General features: G+C 70.5%; 16 protein-coding genes and 1 pseudogene. 1 reads left to right on the forward strand and 16 read right to left on the reverse strand.

The features are described 5' to 3' along the window. From ACWD3I_RS15425 to ACWD3I_RS15495, 15 genes and pseudogenes are all read right to left on the reverse strand, one after another. Positions 1 to 144: pseudogene (locus ACWD3I_RS15425) on the reverse strand (sulfate adenylyltransferase subunit CysD); the annotation flags it as partial. Further along, positions 141 to 704: an adenylyl-sulfate kinase gene (cysC, locus tag ACWD3I_RS15430; protein WP_266886622.1), complete on the reverse strand. Its 564-nt coding sequence runs from the start codon at positions 702 to 704 to the stop codon at positions 141 to 143. The gene cysC and the pseudogene ACWD3I_RS15425, both read right to left, overlap by 4 nt. Continuing rightward, a complete protein-coding gene (locus ACWD3I_RS15435; RefSeq protein WP_365394403.1) occupies positions 701 to 1,411 on the reverse strand; it encodes a phosphoadenylyl-sulfate reductase in 711 nt (236 codons plus the stop codon). The genes cysC and ACWD3I_RS15435 overlap by 4 nt, the downstream gene beginning before the upstream one ends. After that, the gene (locus ACWD3I_RS15440; RefSeq protein WP_365394404.1) at positions 1,408 to 1,596 is read right to left on the reverse strand and encodes a hypothetical protein; all 189 of its coding nucleotides are present in this window, start codon (positions 1,594 to 1,596) and stop codon (positions 1,408 to 1,410) included. The genes ACWD3I_RS15435 and ACWD3I_RS15440 overlap by 4 nt, the downstream gene beginning before the upstream one ends. Next, positions 1,593 to 3,290: a nitrite/sulfite reductase gene (locus ACWD3I_RS15445; protein ID WP_365394405.1), complete on the reverse strand. Its 1,698-nt coding sequence runs from the start codon at positions 3,288 to 3,290 to the stop codon at positions 1,593 to 1,595. The genes ACWD3I_RS15440 and ACWD3I_RS15445 overlap by 4 nt, the downstream gene beginning before the upstream one ends. 128 nt (positions 3,291 to 3,418) lie before the next feature. Further along, positions 3,419 to 3,502 carry a putative leader peptide gene (locus ACWD3I_RS15450; RefSeq protein WP_310591794.1) on the reverse strand — a complete coding sequence of 28 codons (84 nt, stop codon included), beginning with the start codon at positions 3,500 to 3,502 and terminating at the stop codon, positions 3,419 to 3,421. Positions 3,503 to 3,629: 127 nt separating this feature from the next. Beyond that, on the reverse strand, positions 3,630 to 4,202 hold the full coding sequence (locus ACWD3I_RS15455) for a GNAT family N-acetyltransferase (protein WP_365394406.1): 573 nt from the start codon (positions 4,200 to 4,202) through the stop codon (positions 3,630 to 3,632). 64 nt (positions 4,203 to 4,266) lie between these two features. After that, on the reverse strand, positions 4,267 to 5,532 hold the full coding sequence (locus ACWD3I_RS15460; RefSeq protein WP_365394407.1) for a hypothetical protein: 1,266 nt from the start codon (positions 5,530 to 5,532) through the stop codon (positions 4,267 to 4,269). A gap of 152 nt (positions 5,533 to 5,684) precedes the next feature. Next, on the reverse strand, positions 5,685 to 6,974 hold the full coding sequence (locus ACWD3I_RS15465) for a GAF domain-containing protein (RefSeq protein WP_365394408.1): 1,290 nt from the start codon (positions 6,972 to 6,974) through the stop codon (positions 5,685 to 5,687). A 378-nt stretch (positions 6,975 to 7,352) separates the two neighbouring features. Beyond that, positions 7,353 to 8,984 (reverse strand): acyl-CoA dehydrogenase family protein, encoded by a 1,632-nt coding sequence (locus ACWD3I_RS15470; protein WP_365394409.1) that lies wholly within the window; start codon positions 8,982 to 8,984, stop codon positions 7,353 to 7,355. Positions 8,985 to 9,096: 112 nt separating this feature from the next. Further along, positions 9,097 to 10,068 carry a 2,3-diaminopropionate biosynthesis protein SbnA gene (sbnA, locus tag ACWD3I_RS15475; RefSeq protein ID WP_365394410.1) on the reverse strand — a complete coding sequence of 324 codons (972 nt, stop codon included), beginning with the start codon at positions 10,066 to 10,068 and terminating at the stop codon, positions 9,097 to 9,099. A 45-nt stretch (positions 10,069 to 10,113) separates the two neighbouring features. Beyond that, complete coding sequence (gene sbnB / locus ACWD3I_RS15480) at positions 10,114 to 11,145, reverse strand: 2,3-diaminopropionate biosynthesis protein SbnB (RefSeq protein ID WP_365394411.1); 1,032 nt, start codon at positions 11,143 to 11,145, stop codon at positions 10,114 to 10,116. Then, the gene (locus ACWD3I_RS15485) at positions 11,142 to 12,107 is read right to left on the reverse strand and encodes a TauD/TfdA family dioxygenase (RefSeq protein WP_365394412.1); all 966 of its coding nucleotides are present in this window, start codon (positions 12,105 to 12,107) and stop codon (positions 11,142 to 11,144) included. The genes sbnB and ACWD3I_RS15485 overlap by 4 nt, the downstream gene beginning before the upstream one ends. A gap of 13 nt (positions 12,108 to 12,120) precedes the next feature. Next, positions 12,121 to 14,154, reverse strand: coding sequence for a non-ribosomal peptide synthetase (locus ACWD3I_RS15490; RefSeq protein ID WP_365394413.1), 2,034 nt, complete (start codon positions 14,152 to 14,154; stop codon positions 12,121 to 12,123). A 4-nt stretch (positions 14,155 to 14,158) separates the two neighbouring features. Then, entirely contained in the window at positions 14,159 to 16,567 is a 2,409-nt protein-coding gene (locus ACWD3I_RS15495; protein ID WP_365394414.1) for a Pls/PosA family non-ribosomal peptide synthetase, read from the reverse strand. A 422-nt stretch (positions 16,568 to 16,989) separates the two neighbouring features. Here ACWD3I_RS15495 and ACWD3I_RS15500 point away from each other — a divergent pair, with 422 nt between their 5' ends. Continuing rightward, the gene (locus tag ACWD3I_RS15500; protein WP_365394415.1) at positions 16,990 to 18,132 is read left to right on the forward strand and encodes a YihY/virulence factor BrkB family protein; all 1,143 of its coding nucleotides are present in this window, start codon (positions 16,990 to 16,992) and stop codon (positions 18,130 to 18,132) included. 76 nt (positions 18,133 to 18,208) lie between these two features. Here the strand turns inward: ACWD3I_RS15500 and ACWD3I_RS15505 are convergent, their stop codons facing one another. After that, positions 18,209 to 19,042, reverse strand: a complete 834-nt coding sequence (locus tag ACWD3I_RS15505) for an NmrA family NAD(P)-binding protein (RefSeq protein ID WP_365394416.1) — start codon at positions 19,040 to 19,042, stop codon at positions 18,209 to 18,211. Positions 19,043 to 19,092 lie beyond the last annotated feature (50 nt).

The following is a 19,092-nucleotide window of genomic DNA, read 5'->3' on the forward strand; positions in this document are numbered from 1 at the left end:
GCCGGAGAAGAGGATCACCGGCCGCTCGAACTCGCCCGCCACCTCGCGGAAGATGTGCACGGCCTCGGATTCGAGAGCGTCCAGGTGGGAGAGGGCGTATGGAGCGTCCGTACCCTCCTCCACCGCCGCAACGGTCGTCGTCATGCCAGTCCCCTCTCGGTGAGCAGCGCGTGCACAGCCGCCGCGGACTCCTGGACGGTCTGGTCCTGCGACTCGATCCGCAGGTCGGGCGAGTCGGGCTCCTCGTACGGGTCGTCGACGCCGGTCAGCCCGGACAGCTCGCCCGCGGCCTGCTTGGCGTACAGACCCTTCACATCGCGTACGGAGCACACCTCGACCGGAGTGGCCACGTGGATCTCCAGGTACGCCGCCCCGCCCTCCTGGTGGCGCTTGCGCACCGCTTCACGGCTGTCCGCGTAGGGCGCGATCACCGGGACGAGCGCCTTGACGCCGTTGCGGGCGAGCAGTTCGGCGAGGAAGCCGATGCGCTGCACGTTCGTGTGCCGGTCCTCGCGGCTGAAGCCGAGGCCCGCCGAGATGAACTCGCGGATCTCGTCGCCGTCGAGCACCTCGACGAGATGGCCCTCCTCGCGCAGCCGGCCTGCCAGCTCGTACGCGATGGTGGTCTTGCCGGCACTCGGCAGACCCGTGAGCCAGACGGTGGCTCCGGTCGTCACGTGCAACTCCTTCTCGGTGATGGTCATTCGTGCAGCCCGCACTCGGTCTTGCCGCGGCCCGCCCAGCGGCCGGCGCGCGCGTCCTCGCCCTCCAGGACCCGGCGGGTGCAGGGGGCGCAGCCGACGGAGGCGTAGCCGTCCATCAGCAGCGGGTTGGTGAGGACGCCGTGTTCGGCGACGTACGCGTCCACGTCGTCCTGGGTCCAGCGGGCGATCGGGGAGATCTTGACCTTCTGGCGCTTCTCGTCCCAGCCGACGACCGGGGTGTTCGCCCGGGTCGGGGACTCGTCGCGGCGCAGCCCGGTCGCCCAGGCCAGGTAGTTCGTGAGGCCCCGCTCCAGCGGCTCCACCTTGCGCATCTTGCAGCACAGGTCGGGGTCGCGGTCGTGCAGCTTCGGGCCGAACTCGGCGTCCTGCTCGGCGACCGTCCGCGTCGGTGACAGCGTGATGACGTTGACGTCCATCACGGCCTCGACCGCGTCACGGGTGCCGATGGTCTCCTCGAAGTGGTAGCCGGTGTCGAGGAAGACGACGTCCACGCCCTTGCGGACCCGGGACGCCAGATGGGAGACGACCGCGTCCTCCATGGAGGAGGTCACGCAGAAGCGTGCCCCGAAGGTGTCGACGGCCCACTGGAGGATCTCCAGCGCGGAGGCGTCCTCCAGGTCGCGGCCCGCCTGTTCGGCGAGCGCCTTGAGATCGTCGGTCGTGCGTTCTTCCCGAACGGCGGTCATATCTGCTCTCCCCCTGCGTCGGTCTGCTGAAGACCTCGGGCGAGAAGCCCGAGGAACTTCAACTGGAAAGCGCGGTTGCACGCCGCGCATTCCCACGCGCCGTGGCTGCCTGCCGAGGCTTCGCTCGGCCGGAGGTCCTCGTCGCCGCAGTAGGGGCAGTAGAAGGGGGCGGCCCGCTCGCTCATGAGAGGGCCTCCTCGGACGCACGCGAGGCCCAGGCGGCGAACCGCTCACCGTCCTCGCGCTCCTCCTGGAAGCGCTTCAGGACCCGCTCGACGTAGTCGGGCAGCTCGTCGGAGGTCACCTTCAGACCACGGACCTTGCGGCCGAAGCCGGCCTCCAGACCGAGGGCGCCGCCCAGGTGCACCTGGTAGCCCTCGACCTGCTCGCCCTGGTCGTTGAGCACGAGCTGGCCCTTGAGACCGATGTCCGCCACCTGGATACGTGCGCAGGCGTTCGGGCAGCCGTTGAGGTTGATGGTCAGCGGCTCGTCGAACTCCGGGATCCGGCGCTCCAGTTCGTCGATCAGCGAGGAGCCGCGCTGCTTGGTCTCGACGATGGCGAGCTTGCAGTACTCGATGCCGGTGCAGGCCATGGTGCCGCGCCGGAACGGGGACGGCTTGGCTGTGAGGTCAAGGGCCTCCAGGGCCTCGACCAGCGGCTCGACCTGCGCCTCCTCGACATCGAGGACGATCATCTTCTGCTCGACGGTGGTGCGCAGCCGGCCCGAGCCGTGCGCCTCGGCCACCTCGGCGATCTTCGTCAGCGTGGCGCCGTCGACGCGGCCGACGCGCGGGGCGAAGCCCACGTAGTAACGGCCGTCCGTCTGCCGGTGCACGCCGACGTGGTCGCGCCAGCGGCCCGTGGGCTCGGTGGGTGCGGGACCGTCGGTCAGCTTGCGCTTCAGGTAGTCGTCCTCCAGGACCTGGCGGAACTTCTCCGCGCCCCAGTCGGCGACGAGGAACTTCAGACGCGCACGCGTCCGCAGCCGCCGGTAGCCCCAGTCACGGAAGATGCCGATCACGCCGGCCCAGACGTCCGGGACCTCCTCCAGCGGCACCCAGGCGCCGAGCCGGACGCCGAGCTTCGGGTTGGTGGACAGGCCGCCGCCCACCCACACGTCGAAGCCGGGGCCGTGCTCGGGGTGCTCGACGCCGACGAACGCCACGTCGTTGATCTCGTGGACGACGTCCAGGAGCGGGGAGCCGGAGATCGCCGTCTTGAACTTGCGCGGCAGGTTGGAGAACTCCTTGCTGCCGATGTAGCGCTCGTGGATCTCGTCGATGGCCCAGGTGCCGTCGATGATCTCGTCCTCGGCGATACCGGCGACCGGCGAGCCGATGACCACGCGCGGGCAGTCGCCGCAGGCCTCGGTCGTGGACAGGCCGACGGCCTCGAGCCGGTTCCAGATCTCCGGGACGTCCTCGATGCGGATCCAGTGCAGCTGGATGTTCTGCCGGTCGGTGATGTCCGCGCTGCCGCGCGCGAACTCCTGCGAGATCTCGCCGATCACGCGCAGCTGCTGGGTGGTGAGGCGGCCGCCGTCGATCCGCACCCGCAGCATGAAGTACTTGTCGTCCAGCTCCTCCGGCTCCAGGATCGCGGTCTTGCCGCCGTCGATCCCGGGCTTGCGCTGGGTGTAGAGGCCCCACCAGCGCATGCGGCCGCGCAGGTCGTTGGGGTCGATCGAGTCGAAGCCCCGCTTGGAGTAGATCGTCTCAATGCGTGTCCGCACATTGAGACCGTCGTCGTCCTTCTTGAACTGCTCGTTGCCGTTCAGCGGGGTGTGGTGTCCCGCGGCCCACTGCCCCTCACCGCGGTGACGGCTCACCTTGCGGCGCGGAGTCGTGGCAGCAGGGTTCTGCGGGGTGGCGGCCATGGTTATTCGTCCTTCGGGACAGGCGGGAAAGCGGCTCTGACCTGCGCGTACGGGCGCATACGTGTACGTGCGCAACATTGCGCAGGAATGAGACCAATGCGGGAGATGTCGGGCGGCGCTGCGGCTCGCTAGCGCGCCGGACAGATGGCGCTGGACATGCGGCCGAGGTCGACGTGCCGCCGACTCACCAAGGCAATTCCAGTTCCAGACATGACGGAAGCGTGTCACGGCGATCTGGACACAGTCCAGCTTCGTCCATCATGCGGACACCCTTGTCCCGAAGAGTGAGACAAGGGTGGTCTCGATCACATACTGTGCGCGGAGTCTTGTCTGCGCAGGTCAGGCCGGGTAGGCGCCCGGCCAGGGCCCCGGAGCGGCCACGTCGGGCTCCTCCTCGACCTTGGTGTCGAAGAGCTTGAAGCCCCGGCGCAGATAGTTGTCCATGGCGTGCTCGCCGTCCAGGCTGCACGTATGCAGCCAGACCCGCTTCGTCGGCGCCAGCCCCGGCCAGCGGTCCGCGAGGTCCCAGGCGCGGGCGGCGCCGTACGACAGCAGGTGGCCGCCGATCCGGCGGCCCCGGAAGGCCGGGATCAGCCCGAAGTAGACGATCTCCACGACCCCGTCGTCCTGCGGCTCCAGCTCCACGTACCCCGCGGGCGTGCCCCGGTCGTACGCCACCCACGTCTCCACGCCGGGCCGGCCCAGGTGCTCCTCCCACTGCGGGTACGTCCAGCCGAGCCGGTCGATCCAGCGGATGTCGCCGCCGACGGAGGCGTACAGGAAGCGGCTGAACCCGGGGGAGGGGACCTCGGAGCGCACGATCACGACGTCGCCGTCCGGCCCGGCGGCCGGGAGGACGTCGGTCGGGTCGGTCTGTTCCAGGGACCAGGTGGTCACGGGGATGTTGGCCATGCCTGCCAGGGAACCATCCGGCCCGATCATCTGTCGAACGGTCCCGTGATCCGCCCGGCGGACCCTAGCCCAGCGCTCTGTCGACCGACGCCAGCGGCATGGCGAACAGCACCCGGCCCGACTGGGACCACACCTCGCCGGTCGCCTCCCAGTAGGAGAGGGACTCCGGCTCGGTGCTCCAGCACTGGCGGGTCTCGTCGGTGCCGCACCGGGTGGCCCGCGCGCCGGTCGCGTTCTGCCGCCACAGCGTCCCGTGACCGTCGTCCGCGTCAGCGGCGCGGCCGAGGTACCAGTTCGAGCCGTACGACAGCACGGCGCCGACGCCGGCCGCCTCGGTCTCGTACGCCTCGTCGACCCGGGTGTACCCGGCGGGATCGGTGGTGAGCAGGCCGGCGCGGTCGGAGGCGCCGCTGAAGTCGTAGCGCCACAGCCGCACGTCCCGGTCGTCGTCCTTGGAGACCCACTCGCTCGCGACCAGGCTGTCGGGGGAGGTGCTGCGGTCCAGGGAGAGATAGGCGGGCTGCGCGGCGGCCTTCCCGCCGGCCAGGCTGTAGGTGCCGACCGCGGGCAGGACCCAGCGGCTGCCGTGCCCCGCCCAGCCGCCGTCCACACGGCCGACGGCGGGGCTGTCCACCGTGGTGCGCTGGACGCGGTCCATGTCGTACACGTACAGCCCCTCGGCGGCGGTCACCAGCAGCTTGTCCTGGTACCAGACCATGCCGGAGATCCGGGAGTCGAGGGCGCGGTAGTCGCGGCCGCCGTCGACCGGGACCGTGAGCAGGACCCAGGAGTAGGTGGGGCGGTCCAGGTCGTTGGCGTCGATGAACGCCACCCGGGCCAGATCGTGGGCGCCCTGCGACCAGGCGGAGAGGATCACCCGGTTCTGCCCCCACAGACCGTCGTCGTCCGCGTCGCCCGAGGTGGTGACCGCGCCGGCCCGCCAGGACCGGGTGTCGGCGGCGTCCCAGCAGTACGCGCGGGTGGTGGCCGGTTCGACGGGCAGCGCCTCGCGCTCGGTGGCAGTGCAGTCGGCCGCGGTGCGCAGCGTGTGCTCGGCGCTGTCGAGGACGGCGCCGACGCCGACCGGTGTGCCCATCGCGGAGGCGAGCCGGTCGAGGCTGCGCTGCGGCTCCAGGTGCTCCCGCAGGCGCAGTACGTCCGTCTCGGCGGACGTGGCGAGCGGTTTCAGTGCCCCGGGATCGTCGGCGACCGTGGCCTGTGAGGCACTGATCATCGTGGCGGCGGCGGTGAGCGCGAGCGCGGTCCCGGCCAGGAAGGCGCGCGCCGCTCTGCCCCGCTTCTGCCTGCGGTGTCTGCCGCGCTGCATCATGTTGTCCTCCCGAGGCGGGCCAACTGCGCCTGGTGATCCGTACGTTGACCAAGGAGCAGGTGGGGTGGCCCGTAGAGGGATGCTACGGCAGTCGGGCCCCGCCGGGGACGAAGACCCTGCAAATATGCGAAAGATGCCGCCTGTTGGGTCACTCAGGGCAGGTGTGCGGACAACCGCTTGCCGGTCACCGCGGGTGCCGTGGAGTGCGGCAGCAGGTCGTGCGGGTCGGCGGGGCGGAGGACCTCGACCTCCGCACCTTCGCAGAAACGATACGGCCGGTGTTCCAGAAGTCCCCCGAGATACCGGCGGACCCGGGACATCTCCGCGCGCACCGTCACCCTGCGCTCCGGGTCGCCGAACATGTCCTCGGCCAGGCCCGCCGCACTGCGACCGCCCCGGTGCACGGCCAGCAGATACAGCAACTCGGCGTGCCGCGGACTCAGTTCATGGCTCCACGACCCGGCGATCCCGGACACCGTCACCGACCAGCGGCGCGGCTGCGACAGATCCAGGACGATACGGGTGGTGCCCTCCGGCACCGGCTCGGCCGCCGCCCGCACCAGCCAGCCCCCTGCGAGGGGCTCCACCGAGCACAGACCGAGCGTCGGCAGCCACCGTCGGCCCGCCGTCGGCGACTTGGGCAGCCCGATCCGGTTCTGGTACGGCATCCCGGTCACCGCGGCCGTCCAGCCGTCCCCGTCCACCACCAGGGCCCGGCCGCCGAGTCGCGCCAGCACCGGCGCCCCCACCGCGCGCAGCTGCTCGAGCGAGGCCTGGTGCAGCTCCCGCAGCCGGGCCTCGGCGAGCTTGGCCACCGAGTCGACCCAGGCCAGGGTCGCCGGATGCATCGTGTCCAGCGGCCCGCTCACGTCCACCACACCGATCAGCCGCCCGTCCCGCGGGTCCGTGATCGGTGCCCCGGTGCAGGTCCAGGAGGTCTGCGAACGCACGAAGTGCTCGGAGGCGAAGACCTGCACCGGTCGGCGGGCCACCACCGGGGTGCCGATGCCGTTGGTGCCGACGACGCTCTCCCGCCAGTCCGCGCCGAGTTCGAAGCCCGTCCCGTCGGCCTTGCGCAGCACCGGGGAACTGCCCTCCCGCCACAGCACCCGGCCGTCCTCGTCGGCGACCACCATGATGTGGTGGGCGACGTCCGCGACCGACACCAGCCCCTGCCGCAGCACCGGCAGGACGTGCCGCAGCACCGAGGTCTCGCGCCGCCGCTGCACCTCCTCCAGGGACAGCAGCCCGGTCCGGAAGTCATGGTCGGGATCGACCCCGCCGCGCAGCATCCGCCCCCACGACTGCTCGATCACCGGACGGGGTGCGACCGGGGTCCGCTGCCCGGAGAGCGTCGCCGAGCGCACGTCGCTGAGCACCCGTGCCGCACGCGCCGCGTCCACGGCGGCGAGCTGGGTGACGTCCGTCTGCGGGTGCGCCACGGGATCCTCCCGGATGAAGGGCTGCGGACAACCGGTTTCTCGGTGCCTTTCGGCCACGCGTGCGACGTCCGTCGCTGACTGTCCGTCTCATAGTGCCTTTCGGCCCTCGCGGAGGGACACAGTCCGGCCACAGTCAGCAGCAAGTTGCAACCCCTTGCAACCCTGGTGGACGGCCAGGCCTTGTTTGAAACTTGAGCGACGCCGTCCCGAGCGGCGTTCGCGGCCTCGAACGGGCCAAGGCGGGGGTGGTGCCGTGTCGGCGCAGCACCACCCCCTACCTCCGGCGGTCGGGCGGGGTTTCGCGGTAGGGGGTGCCTGGTTGATGTGCGGTGGCGTCTGCGGGCCGGTCTGTGGCGGCTCGCGCAGTTCCCCGCGCCCCTAGGCCGGTCGGGCGCGCTCCACGATGGAAGCCAACGGCAGACTGTGGGGCAGGGTGCCGAACGCTGTGCCCGCGTCTCCGCCCAAGCGGGACGCGCAGAACGCGTCGGCCACCTCCGGTGGTGCGAAACGCACCAGCAGCGAGCCCTGGAGCACGAGCGCGAGTCGCTCGGTGAGCCGCCGGGCTCGGGCCTCGATCCCCTCCAGGTCGGCCAGTTCCGTCAGCAGGTTCTTGATCGCGCCGTCCAGACGGTGGTCGGCGCCGCGGGCCTTGCCTACCTCCTGGAGGTAGGCGTTGAGGGCCAGGGGCTCTCGTTGCAGGGCCCGTAGTACGTCCAGGGCCTGGACGTTGCCCGCGCCCTCCCAGATCGAGTTGAGCGGGGATTCGCGCACCAGTCGGGGCATGCCGGAGTCCTCGACGTAGCCGTTGCCGCCCAGGCACTCGGCGGCCTCCAGCGTCACCGGGGGGCAGCGTTTGGTCACCCAGTACTTGGCGGCCGGCACCGCGATCCGCAGGAACGCCCGCTCCTGTTCGCCACCGTCGTCGTAGGCGGCCGCGAGCCGCAGCGCGAGGGTGGTCGCCGCCTCGGACTCCAGGGCGAGATCGGCCAGCACGTTGCGCATCAGGGGCTTGTCGACGAGCTTGCCGCCGAAGGCCTCGCGGTACGTGCAGTGGTGGACGGCCTGGGTGACGGCCTGCCGCATCAGACCCGCCGAACCGAGCACGCAGTCGAGCCGGGTCGCCGCGACCATCTCGATGATGGTCCGCACCCCCCGGTCCTCCTCGCCGACCCTGCGTGCCCAGGTGCCGTCGAACTCGACCTCGGCGGAGGCGTTGGAGCGGTTGCCGAGCTTGTCCTTGAGGCGCTGGATGCGGAACGGGTTGCGGGTGCCGTCGTCCAGGACACGCGGGACCAGGAAGCAGGTGAGGCCGTCGGGGGCCTGGGCGAGGACGAGGAAGCCGTCGGACATGGGGGCCGAGCAGAACCACTTGTGGCCGGTCAGCTCGTAGGTGCCGTCCTCGGCCAGCGGGGTGGCCCGGGTGGTGCCCGCCCGTACGTCACTGCCGCCCTGCTTCTCCGTCATCCCCATGCCGAACAGGGCGCCCGCCTTCCGGTGCGCGGGGCGCAGCTCACGGTCGTAGACCGTCGAGGTCAGACGGGGCTCCCACTCCTCGGCGAGGGCGGGGTCCGTGCGGAGCGCGGGGACGGCGGCGTGCGTCATCGACAGGGGGCAGAGGTTGCCGGCGTCCACCTGGGTCCAGATCAGGAACGCGGCGGCTCGGCGGACGTGGCCGGCGGGGCGGGTCCAGGCGGCGGTGAGGCCGGCGGAGACGCCCTTGCCGAGGAGGCGGTGCCAGGCGGGGTGGAAGTCGACCTCGTCGATGCGGTGGCCGTAGCGGTCGTGGGTGCGCAGTGTCGGGGGGTTCTCGTTGGCCTGTGCGCCCCACTCCTGGACCTGGACGGAGCCGGAGGTTTTGCCGAGGGCCGCGAGTTCGCTGTGGACGTCGTCCAGGCTGTCGGGTTCCATGTGGCGTTCCACGGCCGCCACCAGGGCTTTGTCGGCTGTGTAGAGGTCGTGGCCGATCAGGGGTGGGGGCTGGTTGGTCACGGTGTGCGTGGTGCCTGCCATGTTGGCGAACCTACCCGGTGGCGGGGGTGCGATGTCGTTCTCCGGGTGCGGGTCCGTCGTGGTTGCTCGCGCTCACGCGGCGGTAGCCGCATATCGATACGGCCCCGCGCCCCTAGAGGGGCGCTGCCATCAGGCCCACTAGTTCAGATTCCGCCCCTTCCGTGAGCCAATCCTCTCGGTACACCGTGTCCAGATAGCGTTCGCCCAGGTCGGGGGCGATCGCCACCGACGTGAGGCCGCGCCTGCCATGGTTCTCCAGCCACTGGCCTGCCCCGCTGACGACAGTCCCCGTCGAGCCGCCGAACAGGAACCCCCGGTGCGCCAGGCTGCGGCACATCCGTACCGTGTCCGTCTCCTGCACCCGGACCACGTCGTCGATGTACGACATGTCCAGCAGCGGTGGCGGCACGCTGGTGCCCAGGCCCGGGATCATGCGGCGGCCGGGCGGGCCCCCGAAGGTGACCGAGCCGATGCTGTCGACGGCGACGATGTGGACGGGCCGGCGCCACTGCCAGAACCAGCGGGCGCAGCCCATCAGCGTGCCGGTGGTGCCGGCGCCGACGAACAGGACGTCCAGGCGTGGGAAGCGACGGGCGATGGCCGGGGCCGTGGTGCGGTAGTGCGCCTTCCAGTTGCCCTGGTTGGTGTACTGGTTGAGCCACACGTACCGGTCGTCTGAGGCGCACAGCCCGCGCACGTACGCGATCCGCGCGCCCAGGAAACCCCCGTGGGTGTCCGGTTCCTCGATGATGTGCACCCGGCTGCCGAGCGACTCCATCAGCCGGACGCTCGCCTCGTTGCAGCGCACGTCCGTCACGCACCGGAACCGGTAGCCCCGGCTCGCCGCGATGACGCTCAGCGCCACGCCCAGGTTCCCGGACGACGACTCGACCAGGACCGAGCCGGGCCGCAGCAGTCCTTCGCGTTCGGCGGCGTCCACCATCTCGGTCGCGGCCTTCATCTTGATGGACCCGGCGAAGTTGAAGCCCTCGCACTTCAGGTACAGCGGGAGGCCGAGCGCGGATCGTAGGTCGACGTACAGCTCCTCCTCGTTGAACTGGGCCGGATCGGATATGACGGGCATGCCGTTCCCCCTGTTTTGTCTCCGTGCGCCACGTGCGCGAGTCGGTCAGCCGTACCGGCGCAGCTCGTGGAAGAACCCGTCGATGACGTGCAGTTCCCCCCGCCTGGCCACTTCGTCGTGGACGAACCTGCCGACCGCGAGGTCGAGCACGCCCAGGCCGAAGGGTGAGAACACCACGGTCCGGTCGGTGGGCACGGTGACGCGTGCGGTCAGTACGTCGTCGAGCGTGCCGTCGATGAAGTCCCGCTTGCTGGTGAGCTGTTCGGCCAGGTGCGGGGAGGTGTCCGCCTTGAGGCAGTGCTCGACGTCGTCGACGAAGTTGGCGGACGCGAGCAGGATCTCGGGGGCGAGGTCGCGCAGTGAGACGTGCAGCACCAGGGGGTGGTGGGTGAACCAGGACGGGTCGTGCACATGGGGCTTCGCCGCGATCGTCGCGAAGACCAGCAGGTCGCAGGAGCGGATGAGGGTCTCGGGGTCGTCGTGGACCTTCACGCGGCCCTTCGATCCCGACCGCTCCAGATAGCCGCAGAACCCGGCCGCGCTCTTCGCCGACAGGTCGTGCACACCCGTCTCCTCGAACTCCCAGCCGGTGCCGGCGAGATGGGAGTGGACGTAGCGGGCGATCAGGCCGGTGCCGATGAAGCCGACGCGGGTCGGGCGGGTCCTGCCGCTGCTGAGGCGGTCGGCCGCCAGGGCCGCGGAGGACGCGGTGCGGGTGGCGCTGATGACCGAGCTCTCCAGACAGGCGTACGGGTAGCCGGTGTCGGGGTCGTTGAGGATCAGGACCGCCGACGCGCGGGGGAGGCCCGAGCGGGTGTTCTCCGGGAAGCTCGATATCCACTTCAGGCCGTCCACCCGCAGCGGGCCGCCGAGCGAGGCCGGCAGCGCGATGATCCGGGACGTCGGGCGGTCCGGGAAACGCAGGAAGTACGAGGGCGGGTTCACGGAGTCGCCCGCGCCGTGCAGCCGGTACACGGCCTCGACCAGATCGGCGATCTCCGACTCCCGTCCGTCCAGGGCCTGTTGGACCTGGCTGCCGGAGATCACGGCGAACGGCGGTGCGGTCAGGGTGGTCATGGGGTCCTCACTTCGCGATCGGCACGCCGTACCGGATCGGCCAGCGCGGCCAGCACCTCGCGCGGGCCCTCGAACGGCTCCCGGCCGTGTGCCGTACGGATGTTGTCGACGAGCAGCAGATCGCCGGAGCGCCACGGCTCGCGCACGGTGTGCGTCTCGTACACCTTGTTGATCGTGCGGACGACGTCCTCGTCGAGCGGATCGCCGTTGCCGAAGCGGGTGTTGAAGGGCAGCCCGTCCGGGCCGTAGACCTCCACCAGGTACTCGCGCACCTCGGGCTCCATCGTCCACTCGCTGAGGAAGGCGACCTGGTTGAACCAGCAACGGCGGCCGTTCCCCGGGTGGTCGAGCACGGCGCCGCGGTGCTGGCGGGTGCGCAGGGAGCCGTCCGGCTGCCAGGCGAAGTCGATGGCCTGGGCACGGCAGTAGCGTTCGATCGCGGCGCGGTCGTCGGTGCCGAAGGCCTCGGCGACCGACGCCCCGATCTCGTCGTGGTACGTCCGCGTCAGCACCCAGCCCTCCTGCTCGAACCTCCCGGTCAGCTCCGGCGGCAGCGCGTCGAACACGGCCTGGGAGTCGGCGAGCGCGGTGGCGCCGCCGGACGCGGGCGCCTCCAGACAGGCGAACAGGAGCAGGGCGGGGAACTCCAGGGCGTAACTCATCTCGTGGTGCATGCACATCTGCTGGTTCGGTGGCCATTTGGTGGAGGAGTACACGCCGCCGGTGTAGCTGCGCCGGGGTGCGAAGGGCTCCCGGTCGGGCATCAGGGAGTCGGCAAGGCGGGTGAGGACGACGGCCGTGGAGCCGGGGTCGCGCAGGCCGAGGCCACGGACCAGCAGACAGCCGTGTTCGGCGACCGCGGCCCGCAGCTCGTCGCGGTGCTCGGCCGACCAGGCCTCCGGGGTACCGCCGGGCTCGGCCCGCAGCAGCGGGGGACGGCCGGTCGGAGTGGAGAGCGGCATCAGGTGCTTCCTTTCAGGCGGTTCGGTCGAGCAGACCCGCGAGGTCCGCGAGGACCGGATGGCGGGTGACGTCCTTGAGGGTGATCGCCCGGTCCAGGGCGATCGCCAGCTTCACGGCGGCCAGTGAGGTGCCGCCGCGGTCGAAGAAGTGGTCGTGGCGGCCGATCCGGTCGGCCGGGATCCCGAGCACCTCGGCCCAGGCGGCGGCCAATCGGTGCTCAACCGGCGTACTGGGTCCGTCCGTTCGCGTGTCGAGGTCCTCGGCGAGCACGGTGAGCGTGCGCCGGTCGGTCTTGCCGTTGGCGGTCAGCGGCAGCCGCCGGTGCCAGTGCACGACCGACGGGACCATGTACGCGGGCAGCGAGGCGGCCAGCCTCTCTTGTACGACACCCGCGTCGACCGGCGCCGCCCCGGCGCAGAACGCGACCAGTTGCGTCCCTCGTACGACGACCACCGCCCCGTCCCGGACGCCGGGCACCCGCAGCAGCGCGTTCTCGATCTCGCCGATCTCGATGCGGAAGCCGCGGATCTTCACCTGGGTGTCCCGGCGGCCCAGGAACTCCAGCTTCCCGTCGGGCAGCCAGCGCCCGTGGTCCCCGCTGCGGTACAGCCGCTCGCCGGGCCGGTACGGGTCCTCGGTGAACGCCGCCTCGGTGCGCTCGGGATCGTTGACGTACCCGCGGCCCACGCACACCCCGGAGAAGACGATCTCACCGGGCGCGCCCAGCGGCACGGGCACCAACCGCTCGTCGACGACGTAGATCCGCACGTTGGCGATCGGCCGCCCGAGTGGGACCCGCGCCTCGTCCGGCACCCGGTCCATGACCTCGTGGTTGGTGTCGTCCGAAGTCTCCGTCAGACCGTAGGCGTTGACGAGCGGAATCCCGGTGAGGGTCGCGAACCAGCGTTCCGCCAGTTCCTTCTTCACCGCCTCGCCGGTCACCGACACGCGGCGCAGATCGGGCAGTTCACGCGGCCGCTGCTCCAACTCGGCCAGCACCGCCTCCAGATACGACGGCACCACCTGGAGCACGTTGACCCGGCCGCGCTCGATCGTGTCCACGAACCGTGGCACGTCCAGGATCGTGTCCTGCCCGACCAGCAGCGTCCGCCCGCCCACCAGCAGCGCGGCCAGCAGCTGCCACAGGGAGATGTCGAAGCACTGCGGCGCGGTCTGCGCGACCACCTGCCCTGGGCCGATGTCCAGGTCCTCCAGCTTGGCGAGGACGTGGTTGACGAAACCGGCGTGCTCGCACATCGCGCCCTTGGGTTCGCCCGTGGAGCCCGACGTGAAGTAGATGTAGGCCAGTTGGTCCGCCGCGACGGGGACACCGAGGTCGGTCTCGGCGTGACCTTCTTCGTAGGCGGCCGCCACGGAGTCCTCGGTGAGGACGAGGTTGTAGTCGGCGCGGGCGAGGATCGCCCTGATGCGTCCGGCCGGGAAGTGCGGCTCGATCGGCAGGTACACACCGCCCGCCTTGAGGACGCCCAGCACGGCGGCCAGCCAGTCGAGGCTGCGTTCCATGATGACGGCGACGACGCCCTCGGGCCGCAGTCCGTGTTCCAGCAGGGCCCGGCCGATGCGGTTCGCCCGGGAGTTGAGTTCGCCGTACGTCCACTGCCTGCCCTCTTCCGCGGCGGCCACGGTGTCGGGGTGGGCCGCCGCCCGCTCCTCGAACAGCTCGTGCACCCGCCGGTCCGGCAGTGGGCGTCGCGGACCCGCCAACTCCTCCAGCTGGAAGTGGAGTTCGGCCTCGGACAGCAGGCTGCGCCGTACCGGTGTGGTGAGGGCGGTCAGGTGGTAGCCGGCGATCCGGGCGGCGGCCTCGCGGTCGAGGACGTCGGTGCGGTAGCGCAGGCGCAGCGTGCGGCCGGTGACGGCGACGTGGAGCACGGTGTCGTCGCGGTCCGCGGAGAAGGTGGCGAGCACCCTGTCGTGTGCGGCCCGTACGGTCGATGCGTCGACCGACAGGCCGTCCGGCAGCGGGACTTCGTACACCGCGGTGCCGGGCCTCGGGTCGAGGGTCCATTGCGGGATCGTGTTCATGGTCTTACCTCCCCACCGCGGGATTTCCGCCCCAGTGCGCCCGCGACGGCACTTCCTCGCCCTTCATCAGGAAGGAGTCGGGGGCGAGCACGGCGCCGTCGCCCATCGAGACGCCGTAGTGGACGAGTGCGCCGGTGCCGAGCGTGCAGCCGGCGCCGATCGTGATGTGGTCGGACTTGAACGTGCCGTCCTCCTGCGAATGGGACTGCACCTTGGTGTGCGCGCCGAGCGTGCAGTCGTCGCCGATCGAGGCGAGGGTGCGCTCGGTGATGGAGGCGCCGTCGTCGAAGACCCGGCGGCCGACCCGTACGCCCAGCAGCCGCCAGACGGCGTTCTTGAACGGGGTGCCGTTCAGCACGACGAGGTGGTTGTCGGGCACCTTCCACAGCCGCTCCTGCTGCCAGAAGCGCGGGTCGTAGATCGAGCACAGCAGCGGCCGCAGCGGCCGGAAGCGGCACAGGAGCCGCTCCACCAGGACGTAGTAGCCGATGCTGAAGAGCAGGGCCGCCATCAGGGACACACCGATCACGAACACCCCGGCCCGCGGGTACAGGTCGATCGCGGCGAAGCCGATGACCATCAGCGCGAACCAGTGCAGCCACCTGATGAACAGGAACAGCCCCATCGAGCGCAGGTTGAAACGGTTCTTCGCGGCGAGGCGGCGGTCCAGTTCGGCGCCCTCGCGCAGGTGGTCGAAGCGGGTGTCGCGCTCCACCGTGCGCGGGATCTCGAAGCTGGGCGAGCCGAGCAGCCCCACGCCCTCACGGACCTCGCCGTCGAGCGGGACCATCACCTTGGTCGCCAGCAGGACGTTCTCACCGGTGCGCCCGCCCACCGGGTAGGCGATGTGGTTGCCGAGGAAGTTGCGCGCCCCGATCGTGGCGCGGGCGACGCGGAAGGACGTACCCGAGTACTCGGCGTTCAGGATCGACAGCCCGTCGGCGACCATCGTGCCGCTGCCCACCGTGGCCAGGTACGGCGTCTCGTGCTGCACCTCCGTACCGAAGTTGGAGCCGGTCTGCTCCACGTGCGAGAGGTCGTATCCGATGGACCGCAGATAGTGGACGATGTACGAGCTGTCGCCGCACAGCCACTTGAAGAACTTGATGTTGGTCATGCGGGCGATCGCGCGGTGCACGGAGTAGTGGAAGCCGTACAGCGGATATGTCCGGTCCGCCCGCAGCACCGGCTTGAGCGCACGCGGCACCAGGGTCACGACGGCGAGTCCGAGGACGACGAACGTCAGGAAGGCGCCGATCGACAGGCCGAGCGCCTCGCCGTAGAACGCCGCCGACGTCAGGTCCTGGGAGTCCGGGGTCAGCAGCACGTCCAGGCCGGGCCCCACGGTGAGCAGCAGATAGGTGCCGCCGATCGCGAGCGGGACGTACAGCAGGAGCGTCTGGAGCAGCGCGGCCAGCGCGTACCCGGTGCGGCGCGCGGTGGAGCAGCGGGCCGGGGGGACGGGGAGGTGGTCGACGTCGGTGGGCTGGGCCGGGGAGCCGTGCCATCGCTGGCCGGCGGGGACCGTGGCGCAGCCGTACAGGGCGGAGGCGTGGCCGAGCTGGGCGCCGTCGCCCAGGGAGGTGCCGATGTCGAGGACGGTCTTCTCGCCGACGAACGCGTCCCGGCCGAGGGTGACCGGTCCTGTCTGGATCAGGCCCTTGTGCGCCCGGTAGCAGAGGAAGGCGGAGTCCTTGCGGATCACCGTACCGGCGCCGATCGTCAGCAGGTCGGTGCAGACCGGCACGGAGCGGGACAGGATCGTCACGCCCGGCCCGATGCGGGCGCCGAGCAGCCGTAGATAGAGCACGTGGAGCGGGTTGCCGACGAACAGTGCCATCGGGTTGGCCTGCACCAGTGCCCGCACGGTCCAGAACCGGACGTACGCCAGGCTCCAGACCGGGAACTCGGTCTCCCGCCACCGTCCGACCAGCAGCCACTTGGCCACCACCGGCAGGGCGCAGGCGCCGAGGAAGAGACCGCCGCCGAAGACCGTCGAGCGCCCATAGATCTCGACGGCTCCGTCGCCGGTGGAGACCCACTCGTAGCCGCGGGCGGTGACGACCCCGGCGAGCACGCAGTACAGGCCGAAGACCAGCAGCTGGAGGGCCCCGCACAGGACGTAGCGGGGAGTGCTGCCCGGCGGCGGTGGTGGCTCCTCGGCCCTGACCACGGTGGGTTCGGGGGCCTGATCGAGCGCGGCGGCCAGGCTGCGGATGGTCGGATGGCCGTAGACGTCCCGCATCGACACGGACGGCAGGTCCGGGCGTTTCCTGACGCGGGCACAGAAGTGGGCCATCACGAGTGAGTTGGCGCAGAGATCCTCGAAGAAGTGGCTGTCGGGCGGTACATGGTCCACTTGGACGACACCGGCCAGGACTTCTGCGAGAACACGTTCAGTGCCGTTCGGCACAAAGAGCTCCTCGGTGATTGGTGCAGTTCCCCGGGGGCAGTGAGAAATGCGGTGCGACGTGTTCTGAATGTGATGAGAGTGGCCGCGGAAAAGGGCGAGTCACAGGCAACGCGGCTGAAAAAGGTCATGGTCAGTGACCTGTGAATTCCCCCGTGTCGTGTGCGCCCGAGTGATCCTCGGCATACGCAACGAATGCAATCAGGATTGTTTCGGCAGATTCATGAACGCTTCAAGAGATTTTCGGTCGTTGTCCTGTTTCCGGACCCCGAGAATTTCCGGACCGGGGTGTTCACATAAGTGACCGAACATTTCGGCCAACGCGGACATGACAGGAAAAGGGTTCGAATCGCCTAGGTGCTCGCACGGGCCCGGCGGCCACCCGGGGGATGAGTGCAGCCTCCCGCGACGGATACCTTTAGGGCGTGCAGCCAGCAAGTGAATCCCCCCAGCGGCCTCCCTCCGGCCGCCTCCACCGGGCGCGTGCCCTCTATCGGGACGTCTCCAAGCGCAGGACCGCCTGGCTGCTGCTCAAGGACACCGTCAACTCGTGCATGGAGTACCGCATCCTGGGCCTCGCGGCCGAGGCCGCGTTCTTCACACTGCTGTCGGTGCCGCCGCTGCTGCTCAGCATGATCGGCCTGCTCGGCTACGTCGACGACTGGACCGGCACCGACAGCATCAGCAGCCTGGAGGCCAACCTCCTGGAGGCCTCGCGCACCGTCCTGTCCGACAAGGGCGTGCGCCAGATCGCGCAACCGATCCTCGACGACGTCATGAACGGCGGCCGCCCCGACGTCATCTCCATAGGCTTCCTCTTCGCCCTGTGGTCCGGCTCCCGCGCGGTCAACGTCTTCATCGACACCATCACCGTCATGTACGGCCTCGACGGCGTCCGGGGGATCGTCAAGACCCGTCTGGTGGCGTTCCTGCTCTTCCTCGCGGCCCTGCTGATCGGCTCCATCGCGCTGCCGCTGATGGTCGCCGGGCCGGACGCGGTGGTGCGGATCGTGCCGTGGTCGGAGACCCTCGTGCAGATCCTGTACTGGCCGGTGGTGATGGTCCTGTCGATCGCCTTCCTGACCACGCTCTACCACGTGTCCGTCCCCGTCCGCTCGCCCTGGATCGAGGACGTGCCCGGCGCACTGGTCGCCCTCGCCATGTGGGTGCTCGGCAGCTTCCTGCTGCGCATCTACCTCACCAACACCATCGAGGGCGCGTCGATCTACGGCTCCCTCGCCGCCGCCGTCGCCGTGATGCTGTGGATCGGCGTCTCCGCCTTCGCCGTCCTCGTGGGCGCCGCGGTCAACGCCGCGATCGACCGCGTCTGGCCGGCCGCCGCGACGGCGGCGGCCCGCGCCGCGAACGAGCGGGTCCGCGAGGCACAGGTCGCCGAGTACGTCGCACGAGCCGCGTCCCACCACAACATCGACCCGGAGGACCCCGACATGCCGTCGGAGTTCCCCGAGCGGTGGTCACGGTTCCTGCCGCCGGAGGACGTGACGTCGAGACTGCGCACCCATGTGAAGAGCACACACCCCCCGCACAAGGAGTCAGAGGGTCCCTGAGGCGCCCCTCAGGGGCGCGGGGAACTGCGTGAGCGACCACATACGACCCGCAGCCTGCGTACGTCGCGCACCCCCACTACGACTTCCAGGTCCCCGCCGCCGCAGCCTCCTGAACGAAGTCCCCGAAGTCCCGCGGCGCACGCCCGAGCACCTCCCGGACCCCGTCCGTGAGACGCGCGTTCCGCCCGTCGAGCAGCCCCTCGAACACCTCCACCAGGAACGCCGCCTCCTCGGCCGGCACCCCGAACCCCACCAGCGCGTCCCCGTAGTCCCGCGCCGGAACCGGGATGTACGCCAGTTCCCTCCCGGTGGCCTCGGCGATCTCCGCGACCGCCTCCCGGAACGACAGCAACCGAGGCCCCGTCAGCTCCAGCGTCCGCCCCACATAGGCGTCCCCGGACGTCAACGCCACCGCGACCACATCCGCGATGTCCCGCACATCGAGGAACGGCTCCGGAACCTCACCCGCCGGAAACGCCAGCTCCCCCCGCCGCAACTCCGCCGCCAGCGGTCCCTCACTGAAGTTCTGCGAGAACCACGACGCCCGTACGACCGTCCACCGCGCCCCCGACGACTTCAACGCCTCCTCTGTCGCCAGCGCCTGCGTCTCACCCCGCGCCGACAGCAGCACCAGCCGCCGTATGCCGAGCCCGACCGCCTCCCGGGCGAGCGCCCCGACACCCTCGGCCGCCGCAGGGGAGCCGATGTCGGACGGGTACATCAGATACGCCGCGTCCGCGTCCCGCAGAGCCTCCGCCCACGTCGTCGGGTTCTCCCAGTCGAAGCCCTGGGCCCGGGACGCGGCCCGCACCTCGAACCCCGCCGCCCCTACCGCCTGAGCCACCCGGCTGCCCGTACGACCCGAGGCGCCGGTCACCACCACTGTCTTCTTCGCCGTGTTGTCTGCCATGCCTCAAGTCAACGGCCGCACGCCCCAATACCCCATCGCTGAACGGCTCA

This window comes from Streptomyces sp. NPDC002817 (genome assembly GCF_053592055.1).

What these genes read in the sequence shown, in the direction of transcription:
- cysC (WP_266886622.1), bottom strand. Translation starts at nt 704, where the DNA reads ATGACCATCACCGAGAAGGAGTTGCACGTGACGACCGGAGCCACCGTC.
- ACWD3I_RS15435 (WP_365394403.1), bottom strand. Translation starts at nt 1,411, where the DNA reads ATGACCGCCGTTCGGGAAGAACGCACGACCGACGATCTCAAGGCGCTC.
- ACWD3I_RS15440 (WP_365394404.1), bottom strand. Translation starts at nt 1,596, where the DNA reads ATGAGCGAGCGGGCCGCCCCCTTCTACTGCCCCTACTGCGGCGACGAG.
- ACWD3I_RS15445 (WP_365394405.1), bottom strand. Translation starts at nt 3,290, where the DNA reads ATGGCCGCCACCCCGCAGAACCCTGCTGCCACGACTCCGCGCCGCAAG.
- ACWD3I_RS15450 (WP_310591794.1), bottom strand. Translation starts at nt 3,502, where the DNA reads ATGTCTGGAACTGGAATTGCCTTGGTGAGTCGGCGGCACGTCGACCTC.
- ACWD3I_RS15455 (WP_365394406.1), bottom strand. Translation starts at nt 4,202, where the DNA reads ATGGCCAACATCCCCGTGACCACCTGGTCCCTGGAACAGACCGACCCG.
- ACWD3I_RS15460 (WP_365394407.1), bottom strand. Translation starts at nt 5,532, where the DNA reads ATGATGCAGCGCGGCAGACACCGCAGGCAGAAGCGGGGCAGAGCGGCG.
- ACWD3I_RS15470 (WP_365394409.1), bottom strand. Translation starts at nt 8,984, where the DNA reads ATGGCAGGCACCACGCACACCGTGACCAACCAGCCCCCACCCCTGATC.
- sbnA (WP_365394410.1), bottom strand. Translation starts at nt 10,068, where the DNA reads ATGCCCGTCATATCCGATCCGGCCCAGTTCAACGAGGAGGAGCTGTAC.
- sbnB (WP_365394411.1), bottom strand. Translation starts at nt 11,145, where the DNA reads ATGACCACCCTGACCGCACCGCCGTTCGCCGTGATCTCCGGCAGCCAG.
- ACWD3I_RS15485 (WP_365394412.1), bottom strand. Translation starts at nt 12,107, where the DNA reads ATGCCGCTCTCCACTCCGACCGGCCGTCCCCCGCTGCTGCGGGCCGAG.
- ACWD3I_RS15490 (WP_365394413.1), bottom strand. Translation starts at nt 14,154, where the DNA reads ATGAACACGATCCCGCAATGGACCCTCGACCCGAGGCCCGGCACCGCG.
- ACWD3I_RS15505 (WP_365394416.1), bottom strand. Translation starts at nt 19,042, where the DNA reads ATGGCAGACAACACGGCGAAGAAGACAGTGGTGGTGACCGGCGCCTCG.